The sequence below is a fragment of the Bacteroides sp. AF20-13LB genome, assembly GCF_003603065.1.
Classification (GTDB): Bacteria; Bacteroidota; Bacteroidia; order Bacteroidales; family Bacteroidaceae; genus Bacteroides; species Bacteroides uniformis.
Window position 1 is genome coordinate 172,905 of sequence record NZ_QTMH01000006.1, and the last position, 19,480, is coordinate 192,384.

Genomic DNA, 19,480 nt, shown 5'->3' on the forward strand with positions numbered 1-19,480 from the left:
GAGGGTGGAATTGCAAAACTTTTATTAGTTTGCTTATTTCAGCAAGCTTTCCGCATCCAGGTGCTCTGCCTCAATATCCTTGAAGTAGCGGTAAGTACCCACCTTCAATTCTTCGGTAGCCGCATCGTCACAAACGATGATACCCTTTTCGTGCATCTGCAAGGCGCTGATAGTCCACATCTGCATCACGGGACCCTCGACTGCATGATAGAGGGCACGTGCCTTGTTGTGTCCGTTTACGATAATCATTACCTCGCGGGCGCTAAGCACAGTACCCACACCGACGGTCAGGGCAGTCTTGGGCACCTTGTTCACGTCGTTGTCAAAGAAACGGGAGTTGGCAATGATGGTATCGGTAGTCAATGTCTTCTGGCGGGTGCGTGACGAAAGGGAAGAACCCGGCTCGTTGAAAGCGATATGTCCGTCGGGGCCGATACCGCCCATGAAGAGGTCGATGCCGCCGTAGGACTTGATTTTTTCTTCATAGCGTGCACACTCGGCATCCAGGTCGGCAGCGTTGCCGTTCAGGATATTGGTGTTCTCCGGCTTGATGTCTATATGGCTGAAGAAGTTGTTCCACATAAAGGAATAGTAGCTTTCGGGATGTTCCTTGGGCAAACCTACATACTCGTCCATATTGAAAGTCACTACGTTCTGGAAAGACACGATGCCTTTCTTGTTCAGGTCGATAAGTTCCTTGTACATGCCCAACGGAGAAGAACCGGTGGGGCATCCCAATACAAACGGTTTTTCAGGTGTCGGATGAGCGGCCTTGATTTTGGCAGCCACATAATGTGCCGCCCACTTTGATACGGATTGATAATCCGGTTGAATGATTAGTCTCATTGTGATTGTTTTATTAGGTTAATAAATTAGGGGTAATTTTCAACTACTTCCTATCCTTCTTCAAACGCTCTGCCATGGCACGTGCCAGGTTTTCGCATTGTTCGTAAGTAATGTCCTTCATGGCCTGCTTCATCTCTACCGGGTCGCCCACAATCTCGAACTTGCTCTTTTCGGCAAACTCGCCCATGCGCTTCACGGCGGCACCCGCCCAGCAGAAGGAGCCGAAGTATCCCAGATAGCGTCCCTTCACTTCGCGTACCAGAATCTTGGAGAGCAAGGATTCTATCTCAGGATAAATCTGGTTGCTGTAGGTGGGGCTGCCGATGATAAGTCCGCGATACTTGAATATGTCGGCAATGATATAAGAAGGATTGCTCTTGCTCACATTGTGCATCACGATGTTCCTGATGCCCTGTGCAGAAAGTTCCGCCGCAATGGCTTCCGCCATCTGCTCCGTGTTGCCGTACATGGAACCGTATGCAATGACCACGCCCTCGTCGGCGGCATAACGGCTCAGCTTGTCGTAGATGCCGATAACCTTGGCTATATTCTCCGTCCACACCGGCCCGTGCGTGGAGCAGATGGTGGAAATGGGCAGACCGCCCAGCTTGGCAAGTGCCTTCTGCACCGGAGAGCCGTACTTGCCCACGATGTTGGAATAGTAGCGCACCATCTCGTCCCAGTATCTGTCCAGATTGATGCGGGTATCCAGGAACCCTCCGTCCAACGTACCGAAACAGCCGAAGCCGTCACCGGCGAAAAGGACTCCTTCCGTTTCGTCAAAAGTCATCATCGTCTCGGGCCAGTGCACCATCGGGGTCATATAGAAACGGAGCTTATGATGTCCCAAAGCCAGAAAATCCTCGTCCTTCACCATGTACTGTTCGCCCGTCACGCCATAAAAGCCCTCTATCATGCCGAAAGTCTGCTTGTTGCCCACAATGATGATGTCGGGGTAATGCTGCTTTATCAGACGGATAGAACCCGAATGGTCCGGTTCCATATGGTTGATGATGAGATATTGGATGGGGCGCTCGCCGATGATATTCTTTATCTTGCGCAGATACACCTCGAAATAGCAGATGTCTACCGTATCGACCAAAGCGACCGTCTCATCATCTATCAGGTAAGAGTTGTAGGAAACCCCATACGGCAACGGCCACATACCTTCAAACAAATGCTTATTGCGGTCATTCACTCCCACGTAGTGGATTTTTCCTTTTATCACTGTTTTTGGGTTCATAATTATTCTTTATTTAGATTGATTCCATATTTAAAGTTGCGGCAAAAATAATTCTTTTTTCTCACATTTCATACTTCTTTCCCTGATATGCACCGAGTTCTTTCATTCTTTTTTGAACCCGATGATTAAATTCATAATTTTTCAGTCCCCAGTCGGGTGCAATGAGCAGTTCCTTAGGAGACTGGGAGACGAAACGCTCCAGCACCAAGTCCGGCCGCAGATGCTCGATATAGTCTATCACGAGGCCGATATATTCCTCCACATCAAACAGATGAAAATCTTCAGGATGCTGCCGGTACTCCAGAGCCATGCGGGTACCCCTTATCAGTTGCAACTGGTGCATCTTCAAGGTAGTGAGTGGCAGGCGGGACAATACACCGGCTTGTGCCACGATGCTTTCGTGCGTCTCGCCCGGCAGTCCGAGTATGACATGCCCACCGGTCAGGATTCCGCGTGAAGCGGTTCTTTCCACCGCATCGGCGGCGGCATGAAAAGTATGCCCGCGGTTGATGCGGCAAAGTGTCTTGTCGTCGGTACTCTCTATGCCGTACTCCACTAAGAGGAATGTATGCCGGTTCATCTCCTCCAGATAGTCCAGCAGGCTGTCGGGCATACAGTCCGGACGGGTGCCGATAACCAGGCCCACCACCCCGTCTGCCGACAAGGCCTCCTCGTATTTCCGCTTCAAGTCTTCCAATTCACCATACGTGTTGGTATAGGCCTGGAAATAGGCGAGATACTTCATCTCCGGATATTTGTGTGCAAAGAACTGCTTGCCCTCTTCCAGCTGGCGGGTAATGGATTTCTCCGTACGGCAATAATCGGGGTTGAAGGTCTGGTTGTTACAATAGGTGCAACCGCCGACTCCTTTGTTTCCATCCCGGTTGGGGCACGTAAAACCGGCATTCAGCGATATTTTCTGTACCTTATAGGAAAAATATCGCTTCAGAAAAAGAGGGAACTCATTATAGAGCGTAGATTTGGTTTCCATACATATTCCTTATGTAAGTGGCAAATATAGGATTTTTCCGTGGGATGAACCTGCAAAAACAAGAATACTTTCCACCCGATTTGTTAACGAACATAAAACAAAGAATTTCCACCTGCACTAAAAAATGTTTCATCCACTGATATATAACTAATTAATTGAGAAAGAGTACATCCAAGCGCAATTACATTAAACACAATTTAGTGATTAGACACTCTTTTTACACACAATTTCCTCAGTTTATACACCTCAAGAATGAAATAAATTCATAGCTTTGCATACAACCTTAATGAATCAACCTATAAATACTATAACACCATGGCAACAATCGCATTGGACATAGGCGGCACAAAAATAGCCAGCGCCATTTTCTTTCCGGACGGAAGCATGATGTTTAACCGCAAACGGCTCCTGAAAGGAAGAACCGGTCACGAAGTGGGCAAGCTCGCCGCGGATATCCTCGCCAAACTTCTTACCGTAGCACGCAGAAGCCGTATACACGTCGACGGAATAGGTGTCTGCATCCCCGGTATCGTTTACTCCCAAACCAACCGGGTATGGGCCCCCAACATACCGGGCTGGGACAACTACCCCCTCTATGAGGAGCTGCGCAGTGTAACGCCTCCGGGCATCGAGATATACATCGACAGCGACCGTACCTGCTATATGTATGGAGAGATGTGGCAAGGTGCCGCCAAAGAATGTCACAGTGCCATATTCATTGCCGTGGGAACCGGTATCGGTGCCGGCATCATCATCGACGGGCACGTGTTGCACGGAGCCAACGACATTATCGGCGCCACCGGCTGGATGGCCCTGCAACCTCCCTACCGGGAAGAGTATGACGCATGCGGATGTTTCGAATATTACGCTTCCGGCAATGGTATCGGGGCACGGGTACGCGATGCCGTACGCGCCAACAAGTCATATAAAGGAAAACTGCGCCAGAAACCCATCTGTCGCATATCGACCTATGATGTGTTCAGTGCCTATAATGAAAAAGACCCTATTGCCATCTCCGTATTGCACAAAGCTGTCGAGATGTGGGGCATGGCTTCCGCAAATCTGGTCAGCCTACTCAACCCGCAGAAGATAATTTGGGGCGGAGGCGTCTTCGGCCCTGCCGGTATCTTTATAGATGACATTTACAAGGAAGCCTGCAAATGGGCGCAGCCGCTCAGCATCAAGCAGGTGGAATTTGTACCTTCTCAGTTGTCCGGTAATGCCGGACTGATAGGAGCAGCGTTTCTTGCCATCAAAAATCACTTGTATGAGTAACAGTTATCACAAGAATCTCGTATTCACGGCAGCGTGCATCGGGATGTGTTTCTTCGGAGTCTCCATGATTACATTGGGAGCAGTGCTGCCATCCCTCATAGCCAAGCTGAATCTGAGCGGGTTGCAGACAACCTCACTGGTCACTTTCCTGCCTCTGGGCATGCTGGCCGGTTCCCTGATTTTCGGTCCCATCGTAGACCGGTTCGGACATAAAGCCCTGCTGGTGCCCAGCTGCATCATCGTACTGCTGGGGATGGAAGGGCTTGCCTTCTTTGAAAGCGTGCCACTGCTGCAAGCTTCCATCGTCGGCATCGGCCTGGGCGGAGGCATCCTCAACGGAGAAACCAATGCATTGGTATCCGACATCTCAGGAGAATCCGAAAAAGGCTCACGCCTCAGCTTTCTGGGCATGTTCTACGGACTGGGCGCATTGGGCATACCGATGTTGCTGGGCTCCCTTTCCAGGCATTATTCATTCGAAACCATCTTGCTGGGAATTGGTGTAGTGATGCTTGCGGGCATTATATTCTGCATCCCCGTACGCTTCCCCGCCCCTAAGCAGGCGCAAGGTTTCCCGGTAAAAGAGGGATTGGGACTGCTGAAAGAAAGCAGCTTACTGCTACTCAGCTTCATTCTTTTTTTCCAAAGCGGCATCGAGGGTGTCTGCAACAACTGGTCCACGAGTTACTTTGGGCAGATGACGGATATTCCGGCCAATCAGGCATTGATTGCACTGACCTGCATGGTAGCGGGACTGACCGTGGCACGTATGATGCAAGTTGCGATATTCAAGAAGATAAAACCGGAAACCGTGCTGCCCTACAGCCTTGCACTCACTGCCATAGGCTTCTGTTTCCTTATGTTCTCGCCGGGTTTTGCACGCGCGGCAGTCGGCATGGTGCTGGTAGGTATGGGGCTGTCGGCCACGTATCCCGTGATACTCAGCATTCTTGGAAGCCGGTACCCGTCCTTATCGGGAACAGCATTCAGCGTGGCGCTTGCCATAGCCCTCATTGGCCAGACTGCAATGAACGGCCTGATGGGAATGGTTTCCCAATACACCAATGGCATCGGGCTTTATCCTTATCTGATGATTGCCTCACTTGCCGTCATGCTCCTTTTGTATAAACGCTCACTCAAATAAATTTATTAACTTCTTAAAAAACAAAAAAGTTATGTTAGCACTCGAATGGTTAAAGAATGCCCATGGCATTATGGAAAAACTGGAGGCTACCCAGTTGGAAAACATCAAAAAAGCAGCCACTGTTATGGCAGACTCCATCGAAGCCGGTCGTTGGGTCCACACGTTTGGTTGCGGCCACGCAACAATTCCCGTAGAAGAAATGTATCCGCGTATCGGCAGCTTTGTAGGATTCCACCCACTTTGCGAATTGCCTCTGACATTCTTCACACAGATTATCGGCCAGATGGGTATTCATCAGTTCCTCTTCCTGGAACGGGCAGAAGGCTACGGCCAGGAAATCATGAAGAATTATGATTTTGATTCCAAAGACTGTATGTGGATTTTCTCACATACCGGTATCAATGCCGTCAATATAGACATGGCATTGGAAGCCAAGAAGCGCGGCATGAAAGTTATCGTATACGGTTCGGCCAGCGAAACGGGCGACAAGGCCAGCCGCCACTCCAGCGGAAAGAACCTCTTCCAGCTGGCAGATATCGTAGTGGATTCCTGCGTTCCCCTGGTAGACGCCTCCGTACCCTTGAAGAACCACTTCGACAAGGTAGGTCCGTTGTCTACATTGAGTTTCGTCACCATGGTATGGATGACCATCACTACCGTTGCCGAAATCCTTGCCGACCGTGGCGTACACTTGTACATTCATCCGTCGCACAACGTTCCGGGTGACACAACCGCCCACGAACGACTGGATGCAGCCATTGCAGAATATCAAAGAAAAGTCAAGTGCTTGTAACGAAAGATATTCCAATCATCATCTCATCCAATCATCATCTATGAGTGACGGAGGCCCGTCCCTGCTTCGCCCCCAAGGAGCAGGACGGGCTTTTTCTGTTCAAAAAGAATAAAATCGGCCCACTGCTTCGATAAATCTTCCCTTTGTTGTATATTTGTTCCCCAGAAAAAAGATGGAAACAGATAAGCATAAAAGATAGATATGAAACAGATAAGCATCGCACTTCTCCTCTGCCTCTGTACGCTGGCAGGTTTCGCCCAAAGTGGCAAGGCACTCGATTTGAAAGAAATCGTATCGGGCAAGTTCACTCCGAAGAATATTTCCGGCGTTATCCCCATCCCGGGAGACGGGGAACATTATTCGCAGATGAATGCGGACAGGACACAAATCATCAAGTACTCCTTCAAAACGGGAAAACCCGTGGAAGTGCTGTTTGATGCCGCTACCGCACGCGAATGCACGTTCAAGACATTCGACAGCTACAGCTTTGCTCCGGACGGCAGTAAGCTGCTCATTGCCACCGAAACAACTCCCATCTACCGTCATTCCTATACGGCTGTGCATTACATCTACAGCCTAAAGCGCAATCTGGACGGTAAAATCAACAACATTGTGGAAAAGCTTTCGGACGGCGGCCCGCAACAGGTGCCCGTATTTTCACCGGACGGCAACCAGGTGGCTTTTGTACGCGACAACAACATCTTCCTTGTAAAACTGCTCTACGGCAACAGCGAAAGCCAGGTGACGGAAGACGGGAAACAGAACGAGGTGCTGAACGGCATCCCCGACTGGGTTTACGAAGAGGAGTTCTCCTTCAACCGTGCGCTGGAATTCAGTGCCGACAGCCAGATGCTGGCTTTCATCCGCTTCGACGAGAAAGATGTTCCCTCCTACTCTTTCCCTCTTTTTGCCGGACAAGCCCCCCACTTCACCCCTTTCGAGAAGTATCCGGGAGAGTATACTTACAAATATCCTAAAACGGGAGAAGTAAATTCCAAAGTGTCCGTACACACCTTCGACATCAAGTCGAAAGTGACCCGCAAGATAAACGTGCCGGTAGATGCAGACGGCTATATTCCCCGCATCCGCTTTACCCAAGACCCCAACAAACTTGCCGTCATGACACTGAACCGCCATCAGAACCGGTTCGACCTATACTTTGCCGACCCTCGCAGCACGGTAGCCAAACTGGCTCTGCGTGATGAAAGCGATACCTATATCCGCGAGAATGTATTCGACAACATCGTCTTCTATCCGGAAAATTTCAGTTTTGTCAGCGAAAAGAGCGGATACAACCATCTGTACTGGTATAGCATAGGCGGCAATCTGCTGAAACAAGTGACAGCCGGACAATATGAAGTGCAGGAGTTCCTGGGTTACGACCCCGAAGAAGGAAGCTTCTACTTCAGCAGCAACGAGGAAAGCCCCATGCGCAGTGCCATCTACAAGATTGACCGGAAAGGTAAAAAGACCAGACTATCGTCACAAGCCGGAACAAACAGTGCGCAGTTCAGTGCGAACATGAAGTACTATATGAACCGTTATTCCAATCTGGACACTCCGACCGTCATTACGCTGAACGACAATACCGGCAAGACTCTTGCCACCCTGATGGACAATGCGGCATTGAAGCAGGAAATCAGCGGCTATGACATGCCACGGAAGGAATTCTTCACTTTCCAGACTTCCGACGGAACCACATTGAATGGCTGGATGATGAAACCTGCCGACTTCTCTGCCGGCAAGAAATACCCGGTACTGATGTACCAGTACAGCGGCCCCGGTTCACAGCAAGTGCTTGACAAGTTCAGTGTAAGCTGGGAAACCTACATGGCATCACAAGGCTATATCGTGGTTTGCGTAGACGGGCGTGGCACCGGAGGACGGGGTGCCGAATTCGCCAAATGCACCTATCTGAACCTGGGTATCAAGGAAGCCAAAGACCAGGTGGAAACCGCCCTCTACATGGGCAACCAGCCTTATGTGGACAAAAACCGCATCGGAATCTGGGGATGGAGTTACGGTGGATACATGACCATTATGAGTATGAGTGAAGGAACACCGGTATTCAAGGCCGGAGTAGCCGTAGCTGCCGTTACCGACTGGAACTACTACGACACCGTTTATGGCGAACGCTTTATGCGCACACCGAAAGAAAACGCCGAAGGCTATAAGGCCAGTTCCACCTTTACCCGTGCCGACAAGCTTCACGGCAACCTGCTGCTGGTACACGGCATGGCAGACGACAATGTACACTTCCAGAACTGTGCCGAATATGCCGAACAACTGGTACAACTCGGCAAACAGTTCGATATGCAGGTTTACACCAACCGCAACCACAGTATCTACGGAGGAAATACCCGGTTACACCTATACACGCGGTTGACCAACTTCTTCAACAAAGAATTGAAATAATGCCCGAAAGAGTACGTAAGCCTGAGTGGCTCAAAATAAGCATCGGTGCCAACGAGCGCTATACCGAGACCAAACGCATTGTCGAATCGCATTGCCTACATACCATCTGTAGCAGCGGCCGTTGCCCCAATATGGGGGAATGTTGGGGGAAAGGCACCGCAACCTTCATGATTGGGGGAAATATCTGCACCCGGTGCTGTAAGTTCTGCAACACGGCAAGCGGGAAGCCCTTGCCACTGGATGCCGATGAGCCTACACATGTGGCAGAGTCCATTGCCTTGATGAAACTCTCCCATGCAGTCGTCACCTCCGTAGACCGTGACGACCTGCCCGACTTAGGCGCGTCACACTGGGTACGTACCATCCGGGAAATCAAGCGGCTCAACCCTGACACCACCGTCGAAGTGCTGATTCCCGACTTCCAGGGAAGAAAGGAACTCGTGGCACAAGTCATCGATGCACAACCGGAAATCATTTCGCACAACATGGAGACTGTCCGTCGCATCAGCCCCCTCGTACGCAGTGCCGCCAAGTATGAAACAAGCCTGGAAGTGTTGCGGCAAATTGCAGAAAGCAATACTACCACCAAGTCCGGCATTATGGTGGGATTGGGCGAGACTCCGGAAGAAGTGGAAGAACTGATGGACGACCTCCGCCGGGTGGACTGCCACATACTGACTATAGGCCAATACCTTCAACCCACACACAAGCATTATCCGGTAGCAGCATATATTACTCCCGAACAATTTGCACTCTACAGAGAGAAAGGATTGAAAAAAGGGTTTCAGCAAGTGGAAAGCGCTCCATTGGTACGCTCCTCTTATCATGCGGAAAAACAGATCCATTTTATACAAAAAAGAAGTAAAATAGGAAACATTTAAATTTCCCAGTTGTTATGATGTAAACGACAAAATCATAATACGGATAATGAGCCATCAAAGAATTTTATCATCAAGATTCAATATGTCGCTGGGATTCATCCCCGTTATAATATCCATCATATTATGCGAGTTTATAACGCAGGACATGTCCATCTACATCGGTGCAGGTGTAGGACTCTTGTTTAGCATCTATTCGGTGAGGCATAGAGGAACGCATGTTCCGCAAATCATACTTTACTGTACTACCGGAATGTTACTGCTGTTATCGGTAACAACCCTATTCCTCGTAAACTACTGTCCCCGTTTCATGCTTCCGTTCACGCTGGAAATCAGTGCCATCATTCCCCCATTCGTCATCTACCTCAATAGGAGAAAATATCTGGACTACCACATGTCTCAGACACAGAAATGCTGCAAGCAGCTTTTTGCACAAGGGGCAGAAGCCGCCATCGTATCCTCACGCGTAATCCTTATCATAAGCCTGCTGCATTTTCTGATTATCTTCTTGGCGGTTCTGGTCAGTTACCCTTTGGGAGACACTACCCGCCACATTCTGTTTTATGTGGCGCCTCCCCTCGTCTTTATATCAGGCATTCTGTTCAATCAGTTCGGCATTTTCTATTTCAATATAGTGATGAACCACACGGTTTTCGTACCGATAGTCAATACCAAAGGAGATGTCATGGGGAAAGCCATCGCCTCAGAAGCCATCAACCGGAAAAACGACTATATCAATCCGGTCATCCGGATTGCCGTTGCCTCACACGGCATGCTGTTTCTCCTCCCCCGCCCCAAATGCAACGTTTTCGAGAAAGATAAAATCGACTTGCTGATGGAGGGTTACCTGATATATGGAGAAACATTGGAACAAGGCGCACACAGAATTTTACGACAAACGCTTCCCACCGCCCCATTAGACCATTTGCACTTCAACTTCATCTATCATTTTGAGAATGAAGCCACCAACCGCCTGGTCTATCTCTTCACGCTAGACCTGGACGATGACTCCATCCTATGCAATAAGAATTTCAAGGGGGGAAAGCTATGGACGTTCCAGCAAATGGAACACAACCTGGGACGGAACTTCTTCAGCAGTTGCCTAGAATATGAATTCGAGCACCTGGAAGCTATTATTTATACAAGAGAAAAATACAAGGAATCTTAGAAAGGTCGGGAGTCTTGCCCTGCCACTCCCTCACGGTCTTGGTTTTGATATACTCCCCTTCACAAGTAATGTTCGCCGCAATGCAGAGCTTGGTCTGCGGACGGCAGTTATGAAGAATATCCTCTATCATCTTATTATTGCGATAAGGCGTTTCAATGAAAAGCTGAGTCTGATGTTCATTATAGACGCGTTGTTCCAGCATTTTCAGCTTTTTGGCACGCTCTGCCGGTTCAATGGGAAGATAACCATGGAAGGCAAAGCTCTGACCGTTGAAGCCGGAACCCATGACGGAGAGGATAATGGAAGAGGGCCCCACCAAGGGGACCACTCTCAAGTTTTTCCGTTGTGCAATAGCCACTACGTCCGCTCCCGGGTCGGCCACAGCCGGACAACCGGCTTCGGAGATCACGCCCATCGGATGCCCCTCCACCAGCGGCTTCAGATAGCCGGAGATGTCTTCGGGCGACGTATGCTTGTTCAACGTATAGAATGTCAGCGCATCAATATCTATTCCCTTGTCCACCTTTTTCAAAAAACGGCGTGCCGAGCGCACATCCTCCACGATGAAATAGCGGATTCCCAGTATTATCTCCTTATTATAAGGCGGCAACACCGTTTCAATAGGCGTATCGCCCAGCGTGACTGGCAAAAGATAAAGTGCGAGTTCCATTAGCCGTAAATGATATTTCCGTTTTCGTCCTTATACTCATCCAGTCCCTTCTCGTAAGTAGCCATGGCGCGAAGGCTCATACCTACGCTGGAGAAACCTCCATCGTGGAACAAGTTCTGCATAGTGACCTTGCGGGTGAGGTCGGAAAACATCACGATACAGTAGTCCGCACACTCATCGGCAGAAGCATTACCCAGAGGAGACATGCGGTTGGCGAAGTCGAACAGTTTGTCCATACCCTTCACACCGGAACCGGCAGTGGTCATCGTGGGAGACTGGGAAATGGTGTTGACACGTACATGGTGTTCACGTCCGTAGATGTAACCGAAGCTGCGGGCAATGGATTCCAGCAGTGCCTTGGCATCTGCCATATCGTTGTAACCGTAGAACGTACGTTGCGCAGCCACATAACTCAAAGCCAGAATTGAACCGTAGTCGGCAATGGCGTTGAGTTTCTTGGCAGCTTGTATCATCTTGTGGAAAGAGACAGCGGAGATGTCCAGCGTCTTTTCCAACATATCGTAATCCAAATCATCATATGTACGTTTCTTACGCACATTGGGAGACATACCAATGGAGTGCAGCACGAAGTCAACCGGGCCACCCAATACTTCCATAGAGCGTTTGAATACATTTTCCAAATCTTCTACACTTGTAGCATCTGCGGGAATCACCTCGCAGTTCAGTTTCTCCGAAAGAGCGGACACTTCGCCCATACGGACAGCAACCGGTGTATTCGATAAAGTGATGGTTGCACCTTCTTTTACTGCTTTTTCTGCTACTTTCCAGGCAATGGACTGCTCATTCAGAGCACCGAAAATAATGCCTCTTTTTCCTTTCAACAAATTGTAACTCATACCTATTTTTAGTAAAATTCGGCTGCAAAGATAGGAAGTTTTTGCATAAAAAGCCCGAAAGTGTGCAAAGAAAAGGGAAGAACGGCAAAAAATATACCGATCACCCACTGCAAAACTACTGCAACGCTTGTGCAGTACCACTGCAATACAGTTGCAGTATCACTGCAAACATATTTGCAGTAACGCTGCACTCCATCTGCAGTACTACTGCAAAACGCATGCAGCAGGAATGCAGTAATAACGCACTGATTATCAGCCCAGGGCTTCCTATTCTGCAAATACCTGATGAAACCCGAGACAGCATTTGAACATGAGCGCAAAAAGCCCTATATTTGCAGCAAACTAAAAAATAGAGAAGGCAATGAAGAAGTTGATTATATTTGACCTGGACGGAACTTTACTGAATACAATAGCCGATTTGGCACAAAGTACAAACCATGCCCTGCAAGCGCTTGGCTATCCCACTCACCCGGAATCGGCCTATAACTTCATGGTTGGCAACGGAATCAACAAACTGTTCGAGCGCGCCCTCCCGGAAGGGGAAAAGAGCGAAGAAAACGTCCTGCGCGTCCGCAAGGAGTTTGTGCCTTATTATGACGTGCACAATGCTGATAAAAGCTGCCCTTACCCCGGCATCCCCGAACTACTGGAACAGTTGCAGGAGAAAGGGATGATATTGGCAGTGGCTTCCAACAAATATCAATCGGCTACCGTGAAGCTGATTTCACATTATTTCCCCAACATACGTTTTACCGCCGTCTTCGGACAACGGGAAGGGGTCAACGTGAAGCCCGACCCAACAGTGGTGCATGACATTCTGGACATCACCCGGATATCCCGTGAAGACGTGCTATATGTGGGAGACTCCGGAGTGGATATGCAGACGGCCGCCAATGCCGGAGTCACTGCCTGCGGAGTCACCTGGGGATTCCGTCCCCGCACAGAACTGGAAGAGTTTCATCCGGCACATATCGTAGACAATGCTACGGACATTGCCGTTATCGCCGCTCTTTGAGAGGGCACTCCCTCCCCCAGTTATCCGAGAGTGCATATTTACATTATGATATTTTTTAGGCGCGGATTACGCGAAAAACACGGAGTTTTTCTTTGTCTCTCCGTGAAATCCACGTACTTCCACGCCTAAAAAATAATCAGAAAGAGAACAGCCTCAGAACAATTTTCGCATCGCTCCTTTATCTCCTACCACAAGATAGGTATTCCCGTCAATCAGTAAAGCGCGTCCACGTTTCTTCTTTCGGTTTTCCTCGTTATCCACATTCACTCCAATCACCTGTCCATCATAGAAAGTGGAAATATCCTTAAAGATAGTATGCCCCACAATAATATGTTCGACGTCATAACGTTTCAACATCAGTTGCAGGGAATCTTGTGCCAATGGATGGCATTTTGCATCCGTCCGTACCAATCCACGATACCAGATAGGTCCGCTATTACCATATAGGAAAGCCGTGAGAGGCGATAAGGCCTTACGTTCCTTCTTGCTCATGAACAATGCACGGCTCATTTCCTCATTCACTGTGGGAATATTCAAGTCACGGTCATAAAACTCCTTTCCCAAACCTGCGTGCACATACAGATTAGGTCCGATGGTCTGCATCGTATTACGGGTACCAAGCCATTTGCCAAGTTCTGTGTCCGGACCGAACAATGCCGGATAATCCATACCCAGTTTTCGGGCCAATGTCTTGTACTTTTCTTTGGTATAACGCAAATCATTTGCCGTCACAAGCGGTTCATGGTTACCCAACAGAAACGAAACATGACCACCTGCATCTGCCGCCTCCTTCTCCAATTTATAGAACAGCCAAAATATCTGCGGCACATCTTTGCCACGGTCAAATATATCACCGATAACCACCAGATGGTTGGTTCCAAAACTCCAATGGTAGTCTTTATCAATGACATTGTTGCCTCGCAGCAAGCTCATCACGCAATTCAACTTGCCATGGGGGTCAGACATCACAAACACTTTATCCGGTTGTCTGTATTGCCATTCCGGACGTTTGACCGGATGCAGCTTCACATCAAACGGATAACGCCCTTTGTGGTCCGTGACATGAAGGGTGAAATCCTGAGGAAGCACCGTATAAGTCGTATCTTCTATCTGCCCTTGGGCTGTAACGCTTATGACGCGCACCTTGCCGTCCGGTTCATAAATCACATAAGGTCCGTCTGCCGACAATTCCTCCTTCTTCTCCTTATCCTTCTTCTTACCGTCTAAACCAAGAGTTCCGGCACTTAGGCCGGAACTGATGAAGGTTAGAATAAATACAGTAAAAAAAGACTTTACAATAGTAGTCTGATACTTCATATTCTCGCTTTTTTGGAATTAATCACCATAAGTCGGATTCTGCTGCATATTCGGATTGGAATTCATCTCCGCCTTAGGAATGGGCAATACTACACGATAATAGTTCCAATCAAAAGATACGCTCTCATCCACCATCTTCAGATGTGAAGTCTCGGCTATTTCCGGAAATTCCTTGGTCGACTCCTTGCGCACGATAGTCTGATGATTACGAAGGGCGTCGAAGAAACGGTGTCCTTCACCGAACAACTCTTTACGGCGTTCCAACAGAACATCATCCAACGTCACCGTCTTACCCTGCACGGTCTTTTCCGGATTGGCACGGCTGACAATAGCATCCAGATACTTTACAGCCTTGTCATTGTTATTGAGCTTTACAGCCGCTTCGGCAGCAATCAGATAAAGTTCGGACAGACGAAGTACTGGAATATTGGAATCTTCCACAGCCTTGCCGCTTTGCGGCTGATACTTGGCTATGTAAGCTCTCTTTGTCTTAGGAACAACCGTATATGCCTGATTCCTGACATCATCCGGATCTTCCTGCATCAGTTCATAGAAAGAACTGGTCAGGCAATAATCATCATAACCCGCCTGCCAACAAAGGTAAGCCACACTTTCTTTGCCAACGCCGTCCACTGTCAGATTCACCAACTCAAACAAGACTTCTCCCGGATCGGAAGAGGCAAAATCAGTTCCCCATATCGTGCCATACTCATCATTGGTCCACAAACGGTACTTATTCTTTTCCGCTCCCGCAATGGCAGCTTCAGCCGTAATCAAGGCATTCTGATTATCTTCCATATACAAATAGGCTCTACTCAGCAACAGCATTGCCGCCCACTTATTAATCTTACCCTTGTTGAATTCTTCATCCAGCAGGTCAGCACCTTCCTTCAAATCCTTGATGATTGCCTCATAACACTGGGCAACGGTATTGCGCGACGGCTTGTTTTCCGTATTGGATACTTCGGTCACAATAGGCACTCCCAAAGAAGCTCCTCCATCCTTGGCATACGGATAGCCGAAGAAACGGGTCAGGTCGAACAAGGCAAATCCACGGAGAGCCAAGGTCTGGCCTTTCAGGTCGTTGAAGTATTCCGTATCATCCTCACTGACATCCAATCCGTCTATTTGAGACAAAATGATATTACAATTCTGGATAATCTTATAGGCATAAGACCAGTGGGAAGACGGACCGGAATCCTTTGTATAGTCCAGCATATAGTAGCTGGTGGTACGCTTTCCGGTCTTTATGGACTGCGTATCGTCACCCGTCACGTCTCCGTAATAAATCATACGGCCCGAGTAATAGTTGGTACTGCGCATCACGTCGTAGATACCGTTCAAGCTATATTCCACATCATCCAGATTCTGTATGGCGGTTTCAGTCGGAATCTTTGTACTGGATTCAACATCAAGCCAGTCATTGCCACAGGAGGCGGTCAGGCTGACCAACATCCCCATCATCATATATTTTAATGCTTTCATTGTGTTTCTTTATTATGAGGTTAGAAATTCAAATTAAGACCGAAAGTTACTGTTTTCAAAGGAGGTGTTCCCCAGCCGGCTGTACCTGCACTGACTGATTCCGGATCATAGAAATCGTAAGCGGCCCAAGTCCACAAGTTGTTGGCAGATGCGTAAAGGCGCAGGCTGTTTACGCCGATTTTCCGGGTCCATGTTTTAGGAACGGTCACACCGAAAGTCAACGTTTTCAGACGGATAAAGTCCGTGCTGTGCAAGCGGCGGGTAGTGGTAACGCCATTCATGGCTACCGCCGGCTTCTCTATAAACACTTCATATTTACTGATATCTCCCGGTTGCTTCCAATTGTCACGATAATAGGCCGGAATATTAAGAGTAAAGTCCTTGCCGCCATGTTCTGTTTTCTGTGCCCAGTTATCATATCCATAAGCACCGAACTGATAAGAGAACATGAAGCTCAAATCGAACCACTTGTAACGCAAAGTATTAGAGAGACCACCGGTCACATTGGGCTCGGCATGTTTCTTCAGAGGAATGGCTTTGGCATCCTTGTTATTCTCTGTGATTTCCTTGATATAGTTTCCATTCTCGTCCACGTCGTTGGTATAGAACTGAGGTGCACCGGTCTCGGGGTTGATTCCGGCAAATTCTATCATGTAGAATGTACGGTAGGACTTGCCAATCATGTGAATCTGCGAGCCGCTGATAATCTGGGTCTGTTCGCCGTCCAGTTTCACAATCTTATTCTTGTTGTGCGAAAGGGTGAAAGAGGTAGACCAGTCAAAGTCTTTGGACACAATGTTCTTGGAATTGATTTCCAATTCCACACCCTGGTTCTTCACCTCACCGATATTCATCAGATAGGAACTGAAACCGGTAGTCATAGATACGGGACAGTCCATCAAAAGGTTCTTAGTGGTACGGGTATAGTACTCCAAAGTGAAGTTCAAACGGCTGAAGAAGCCGAAGTCCAGACCGATATTCAAGTTGTAATTCGTTTCCCATTCCAAATCCCTATTTTCAATCTGCGACTGAATCAATGCGGGATTCTCCATATAGCCGCCACTAAGGCTCGTCAAGCCCATATAGCCGTATAAGTCGGAGGGCAACGTACCATTCACACCGTAGGATGCACGGAGTTTCAAATCGGTCAGCCATTTGGACGTGGGTTTCATGAAATCCTCTTCGATAATACGCCATGCTCCTGAAACAGACCAGAAACTTCCCCAGCGATTATCTCTGTGCAAGCGTGAACTGCCATCCATACGATAGCTCCCACCCAGATAATACTTGTTCTTGTAGTCATAGTTGAGACGGGTGATGTAAGAAACCATTCTTGACCTCTTGGAAGAACCATCTATGCTCTCCAAAGTCTGCCCGTTGGCAATGTCATTCTTTATCGGAGTCAGGAAGTTAGTAGCATATCCCGACAAGAAATCATTGTACTTGGAATCGATTTCATATCCGACAAGGGCATCTAAATTGTGGTCCTTTTGGATAGTAGTCTTGTAAGTCAACTGGTTTGACCACACCAACTTGTTATATTCACTATATGCCTTTTCGGCTCCACCATTATTCTTCTCACCGTCGGAGGTACGGGAGTCTTTCCATTCCTTACCCTTACTGATGTTATAGTCATAGCTCAAAATAGACTTTAACTTCAAGTCCTTGATAAATTCATATTCGGCATTAATCGTATTGAACATACGGGTAACATACTCACGCTGGTAATTGTACTCCTGGGCAAGAACGGGATTTCTTCTTGACAACGAAATCAAGTCCTGGTTATAGCTTCCATCTTCATTGTAAACCGGATCTGAAGGCGTCAATTTGCTTACGCTGGAGTAGAAAGGAGCAGTATAACCGGTTCCTTCACTATATACATCCTGATTCAGATTGGTAAACATGATGTTGGCACCGAATTTCAATTTATCCGTAGCCTGAAAATCAACATTCAAACGTCCGGTAATTCTTTCCAGACCCGATGTTTTTACAATGCCCTCTTGGTTGAGATAGGACAATGAAGAATAGTATTTGAATTTGTCGGTTCCTCCGGATATGGAAGCCTCATAACTGGAATGGTTTCCTTTCTTGAACAGATAATCTCCCCAATCCGTATAGCCGCACCAGGGAACCGGAGCATATTTGTCGATATTCTTATCAGCATAAGCTATGGCATCCGCATCCGATTTGCCGCTGCGCTGTTGTCCAAGCACCATACCATTGTATATGTATTCGCGACGTTCTGCTCCGCTTAAAGTAGGACGATAATCCATAGCAAAGTCACTGAATCCCCAATCGGCTTTCAAACTGATAGAAGCCTTACCGGTTTTACCTTTCTTCGTCGTAATCAGAACCACACCATTCGCAGCGCGCGAACCGTAGAGTGATGCAGCAGCGGCATCCTTGATAATCGTAATATTCTCAATATCCGAAGTGTTGACGGTTGACATGGCATCCAGACCACCATCCGAACTGATGGAGTTTATCGAACCGGAAGTAACGGGCACTCCATCAATAACATACAGCGGAGAGTTGGAGGCATTGAAAGAGCCCATACCACGAATACTCAAAGAAGCTGAAGAACCCGGCTGGCCGGAAGCAGAAGTAAACTGTACACCCGTAGCATTTCCCTGCAACAAATCCTGGAAAGAAACGGAAGGCACATCGGCAATCTTTTCATTCTTCACACTGGCAGCCGAACCCGCATAAGCAGATTTCTTGAATGTACCGTAACCAGTTACAACCACCTCTTCCATCATATTTGCATCCGGCACCAATACAATCTTCAATATCTTACCCGAAGTAGCTTTCACTTCCTGACGAACATAGCCGACATAAGAGACAAGCAAGGTAGCCGATGCATGCTCCACCTTGATAGAGAAACCTCCATTCAAATCGGTAATCTGACCGTTTGTAGTACCTTTGACCAAAACATTGGCTCCAATGACGGGCTCACCGGTCTCATCCACCACTGTTCCGGAAATAACATTAGCTTGTTCTACTGCCTTCACAGCATTCACTTCATTGGCTGGACGGATAGCAATGGCCCCGTCTTTTACGACATAAGCCAATCCGCTATTCTTAAGACATTCATCCAGCACTGCTGCGATTTTTCCATTCGTGACCCTCAAATTACGTACCTTGACATTCTTTACGTCATTTGTACTATAAATGAAAGTAAAATCCGTCTGGCGTTGAATTTCCCATAACACGTCACTTAAAGTGGCGTCCTGCACATTTACAGTAACTGTTGTCTGGGCAAACGCCGTATTGGCAGCCTGCACAAAGCCAATCATAATAAAACTGAAAAACAGGAATGTAATCCACATACGTTTACTACCTTCCCAAAACCTGGTGTAGCTCTGTTCCTTAGTCATAATTAA

Annotated in this window: 15 protein-coding genes; 7 read left to right on the forward strand and 8 right to left on the reverse strand. The window is 48.0% G+C overall.

The window, feature by feature from the left end; genetic code table 11:
• Nucleotides 1-33: 33 nt before the first annotated feature.
• From nagB to DWX62_RS08750, 3 genes are all read right to left on the reverse strand, one after another.
• The gene (gene nagB, locus DWX62_RS08740) at nucleotides 34-846 is read right to left on the reverse strand and encodes a glucosamine-6-phosphate deaminase (protein WP_005823882.1); all 813 of its coding nucleotides are present in this window, start codon (nucleotides 844-846) and stop codon (nucleotides 34-36) included.
• Nucleotides 847-889: 43 nt separating this feature from the next.
• On the reverse strand, nucleotides 890-2,089 hold the full coding sequence (locus tag DWX62_RS08745; protein ID WP_057281993.1) for an FprA family A-type flavoprotein: 1,200 nt from the start codon (nucleotides 2,087-2,089) through the stop codon (nucleotides 890-892).
• Between the two features lie 61 nt (nucleotides 2,090-2,150).
• Entirely contained in the window at nucleotides 2,151-3,080 is a 930-nt protein-coding gene (locus tag DWX62_RS08750; protein WP_005823884.1) for a TIGR01212 family radical SAM protein, read from the reverse strand.
• Between the two features lie 315 nt (nucleotides 3,081-3,395).
• Here DWX62_RS08750 and DWX62_RS08755 point away from each other — a divergent pair, with 315 nt between their 5' ends.
• From DWX62_RS08755 to DWX62_RS08780, 6 genes are all read left to right on the forward strand, one after another.
• Entirely contained in the window at nucleotides 3,396-4,355 is a 960-nt protein-coding gene (locus tag DWX62_RS08755; protein ID WP_120172749.1) for an ROK family protein, read from the forward strand.
• Nucleotides 4,348-5,499, forward strand: a complete 1,152-nt coding sequence (locus DWX62_RS08760; protein WP_120172750.1) for an MFS transporter — start codon at nucleotides 4,348-4,350, stop codon at nucleotides 5,497-5,499. Before DWX62_RS08755 ends, DWX62_RS08760 begins: the two co-directional genes overlap by 8 nt.
• Before the next feature lie 31 nt (nucleotides 5,500-5,530).
• Entirely contained in the window at nucleotides 5,531-6,292 is a 762-nt protein-coding gene (locus DWX62_RS08765) for a sugar isomerase domain-containing protein (RefSeq protein ID WP_005823892.1), read from the forward strand.
• A 201-nt stretch (nucleotides 6,293-6,493) separates the two neighbouring features.
• A complete protein-coding gene (locus DWX62_RS08770; RefSeq protein ID WP_009037143.1) occupies nucleotides 6,494-8,707 on the forward strand; it encodes a S9 family peptidase in 2,214 nt (737 codons plus the stop codon).
• The gene (gene lipA / locus DWX62_RS08775) at nucleotides 8,707-9,588 is read left to right on the forward strand and encodes a lipoyl synthase (protein WP_005823900.1); all 882 of its coding nucleotides are present in this window, start codon (nucleotides 8,707-8,709) and stop codon (nucleotides 9,586-9,588) included. The genes DWX62_RS08770 and lipA overlap by 1 nt, the downstream gene beginning before the upstream one ends.
• Before the next feature lie 46 nt (nucleotides 9,589-9,634).
• Nucleotides 9,635-10,753, forward strand: a complete 1,119-nt coding sequence (locus DWX62_RS08780) for a hypothetical protein (protein ID WP_120172751.1) — start codon at nucleotides 9,635-9,637, stop codon at nucleotides 10,751-10,753.
• On the opposite strand, the gene DWX62_RS08785 is transcribed toward DWX62_RS08780, so the two are convergent.
• Together DWX62_RS08785 and DWX62_RS08790 are read right to left on the reverse strand one after the other, a co-directional pair.
• Nucleotides 10,719-11,423: an SAM-dependent methyltransferase gene (locus tag DWX62_RS08785; RefSeq protein ID WP_005823906.1), complete on the reverse strand. Its 705-nt coding sequence runs from the start codon at nucleotides 11,421-11,423 to the stop codon at nucleotides 10,719-10,721. The genes DWX62_RS08780 and DWX62_RS08785 overlap by 35 nt on opposite strands.
• Complete coding sequence (locus tag DWX62_RS08790; RefSeq protein ID WP_005823911.1) at nucleotides 11,423-12,280, reverse strand: enoyl-ACP reductase; 858 nt, start codon at nucleotides 12,278-12,280, stop codon at nucleotides 11,423-11,425. The genes DWX62_RS08785 and DWX62_RS08790 overlap by 1 nt, the downstream gene beginning before the upstream one ends.
• A 361-nt stretch (nucleotides 12,281-12,641) precedes the next feature.
• On the opposite strand from DWX62_RS08790, the gene DWX62_RS08800 reads away from it, so the two are divergent.
• Nucleotides 12,642-13,295 (forward strand): HAD family hydrolase, encoded by a 654-nt coding sequence (locus DWX62_RS08800; protein WP_117588653.1) that lies wholly within the window; start codon nucleotides 12,642-12,644, stop codon nucleotides 13,293-13,295.
• Nucleotides 13,296-13,448: 153 nt separating this feature from the next.
• Here the strand turns inward: DWX62_RS08800 and DWX62_RS08805 are convergent, their stop codons facing one another.
• From DWX62_RS08805 to DWX62_RS08815, 3 genes are read right to left on the reverse strand one after another with little or no spacing between them, the layout of a single operon-like run.
• Entirely contained in the window at nucleotides 13,449-14,612 is a 1,164-nt protein-coding gene (locus DWX62_RS08805) for a metallophosphoesterase (protein ID WP_117588654.1), read from the reverse strand.
• Between the two features lie 18 nt (nucleotides 14,613-14,630).
• Nucleotides 14,631-16,097, reverse strand: a complete 1,467-nt coding sequence (locus DWX62_RS08810) for a RagB/SusD family nutrient uptake outer membrane protein (RefSeq protein ID WP_005835238.1) — start codon at nucleotides 16,095-16,097, stop codon at nucleotides 14,631-14,633.
• Nucleotides 16,098-16,117: 20 nt separating this feature from the next.
• On the reverse strand, nucleotides 16,118-19,474 hold the full coding sequence (locus DWX62_RS08815; RefSeq protein ID WP_117688888.1) for a TonB-dependent receptor: 3,357 nt from the start codon (nucleotides 19,472-19,474) through the stop codon (nucleotides 16,118-16,120).
• Nucleotides 19,475-19,480 lie beyond the last annotated feature (6 nt).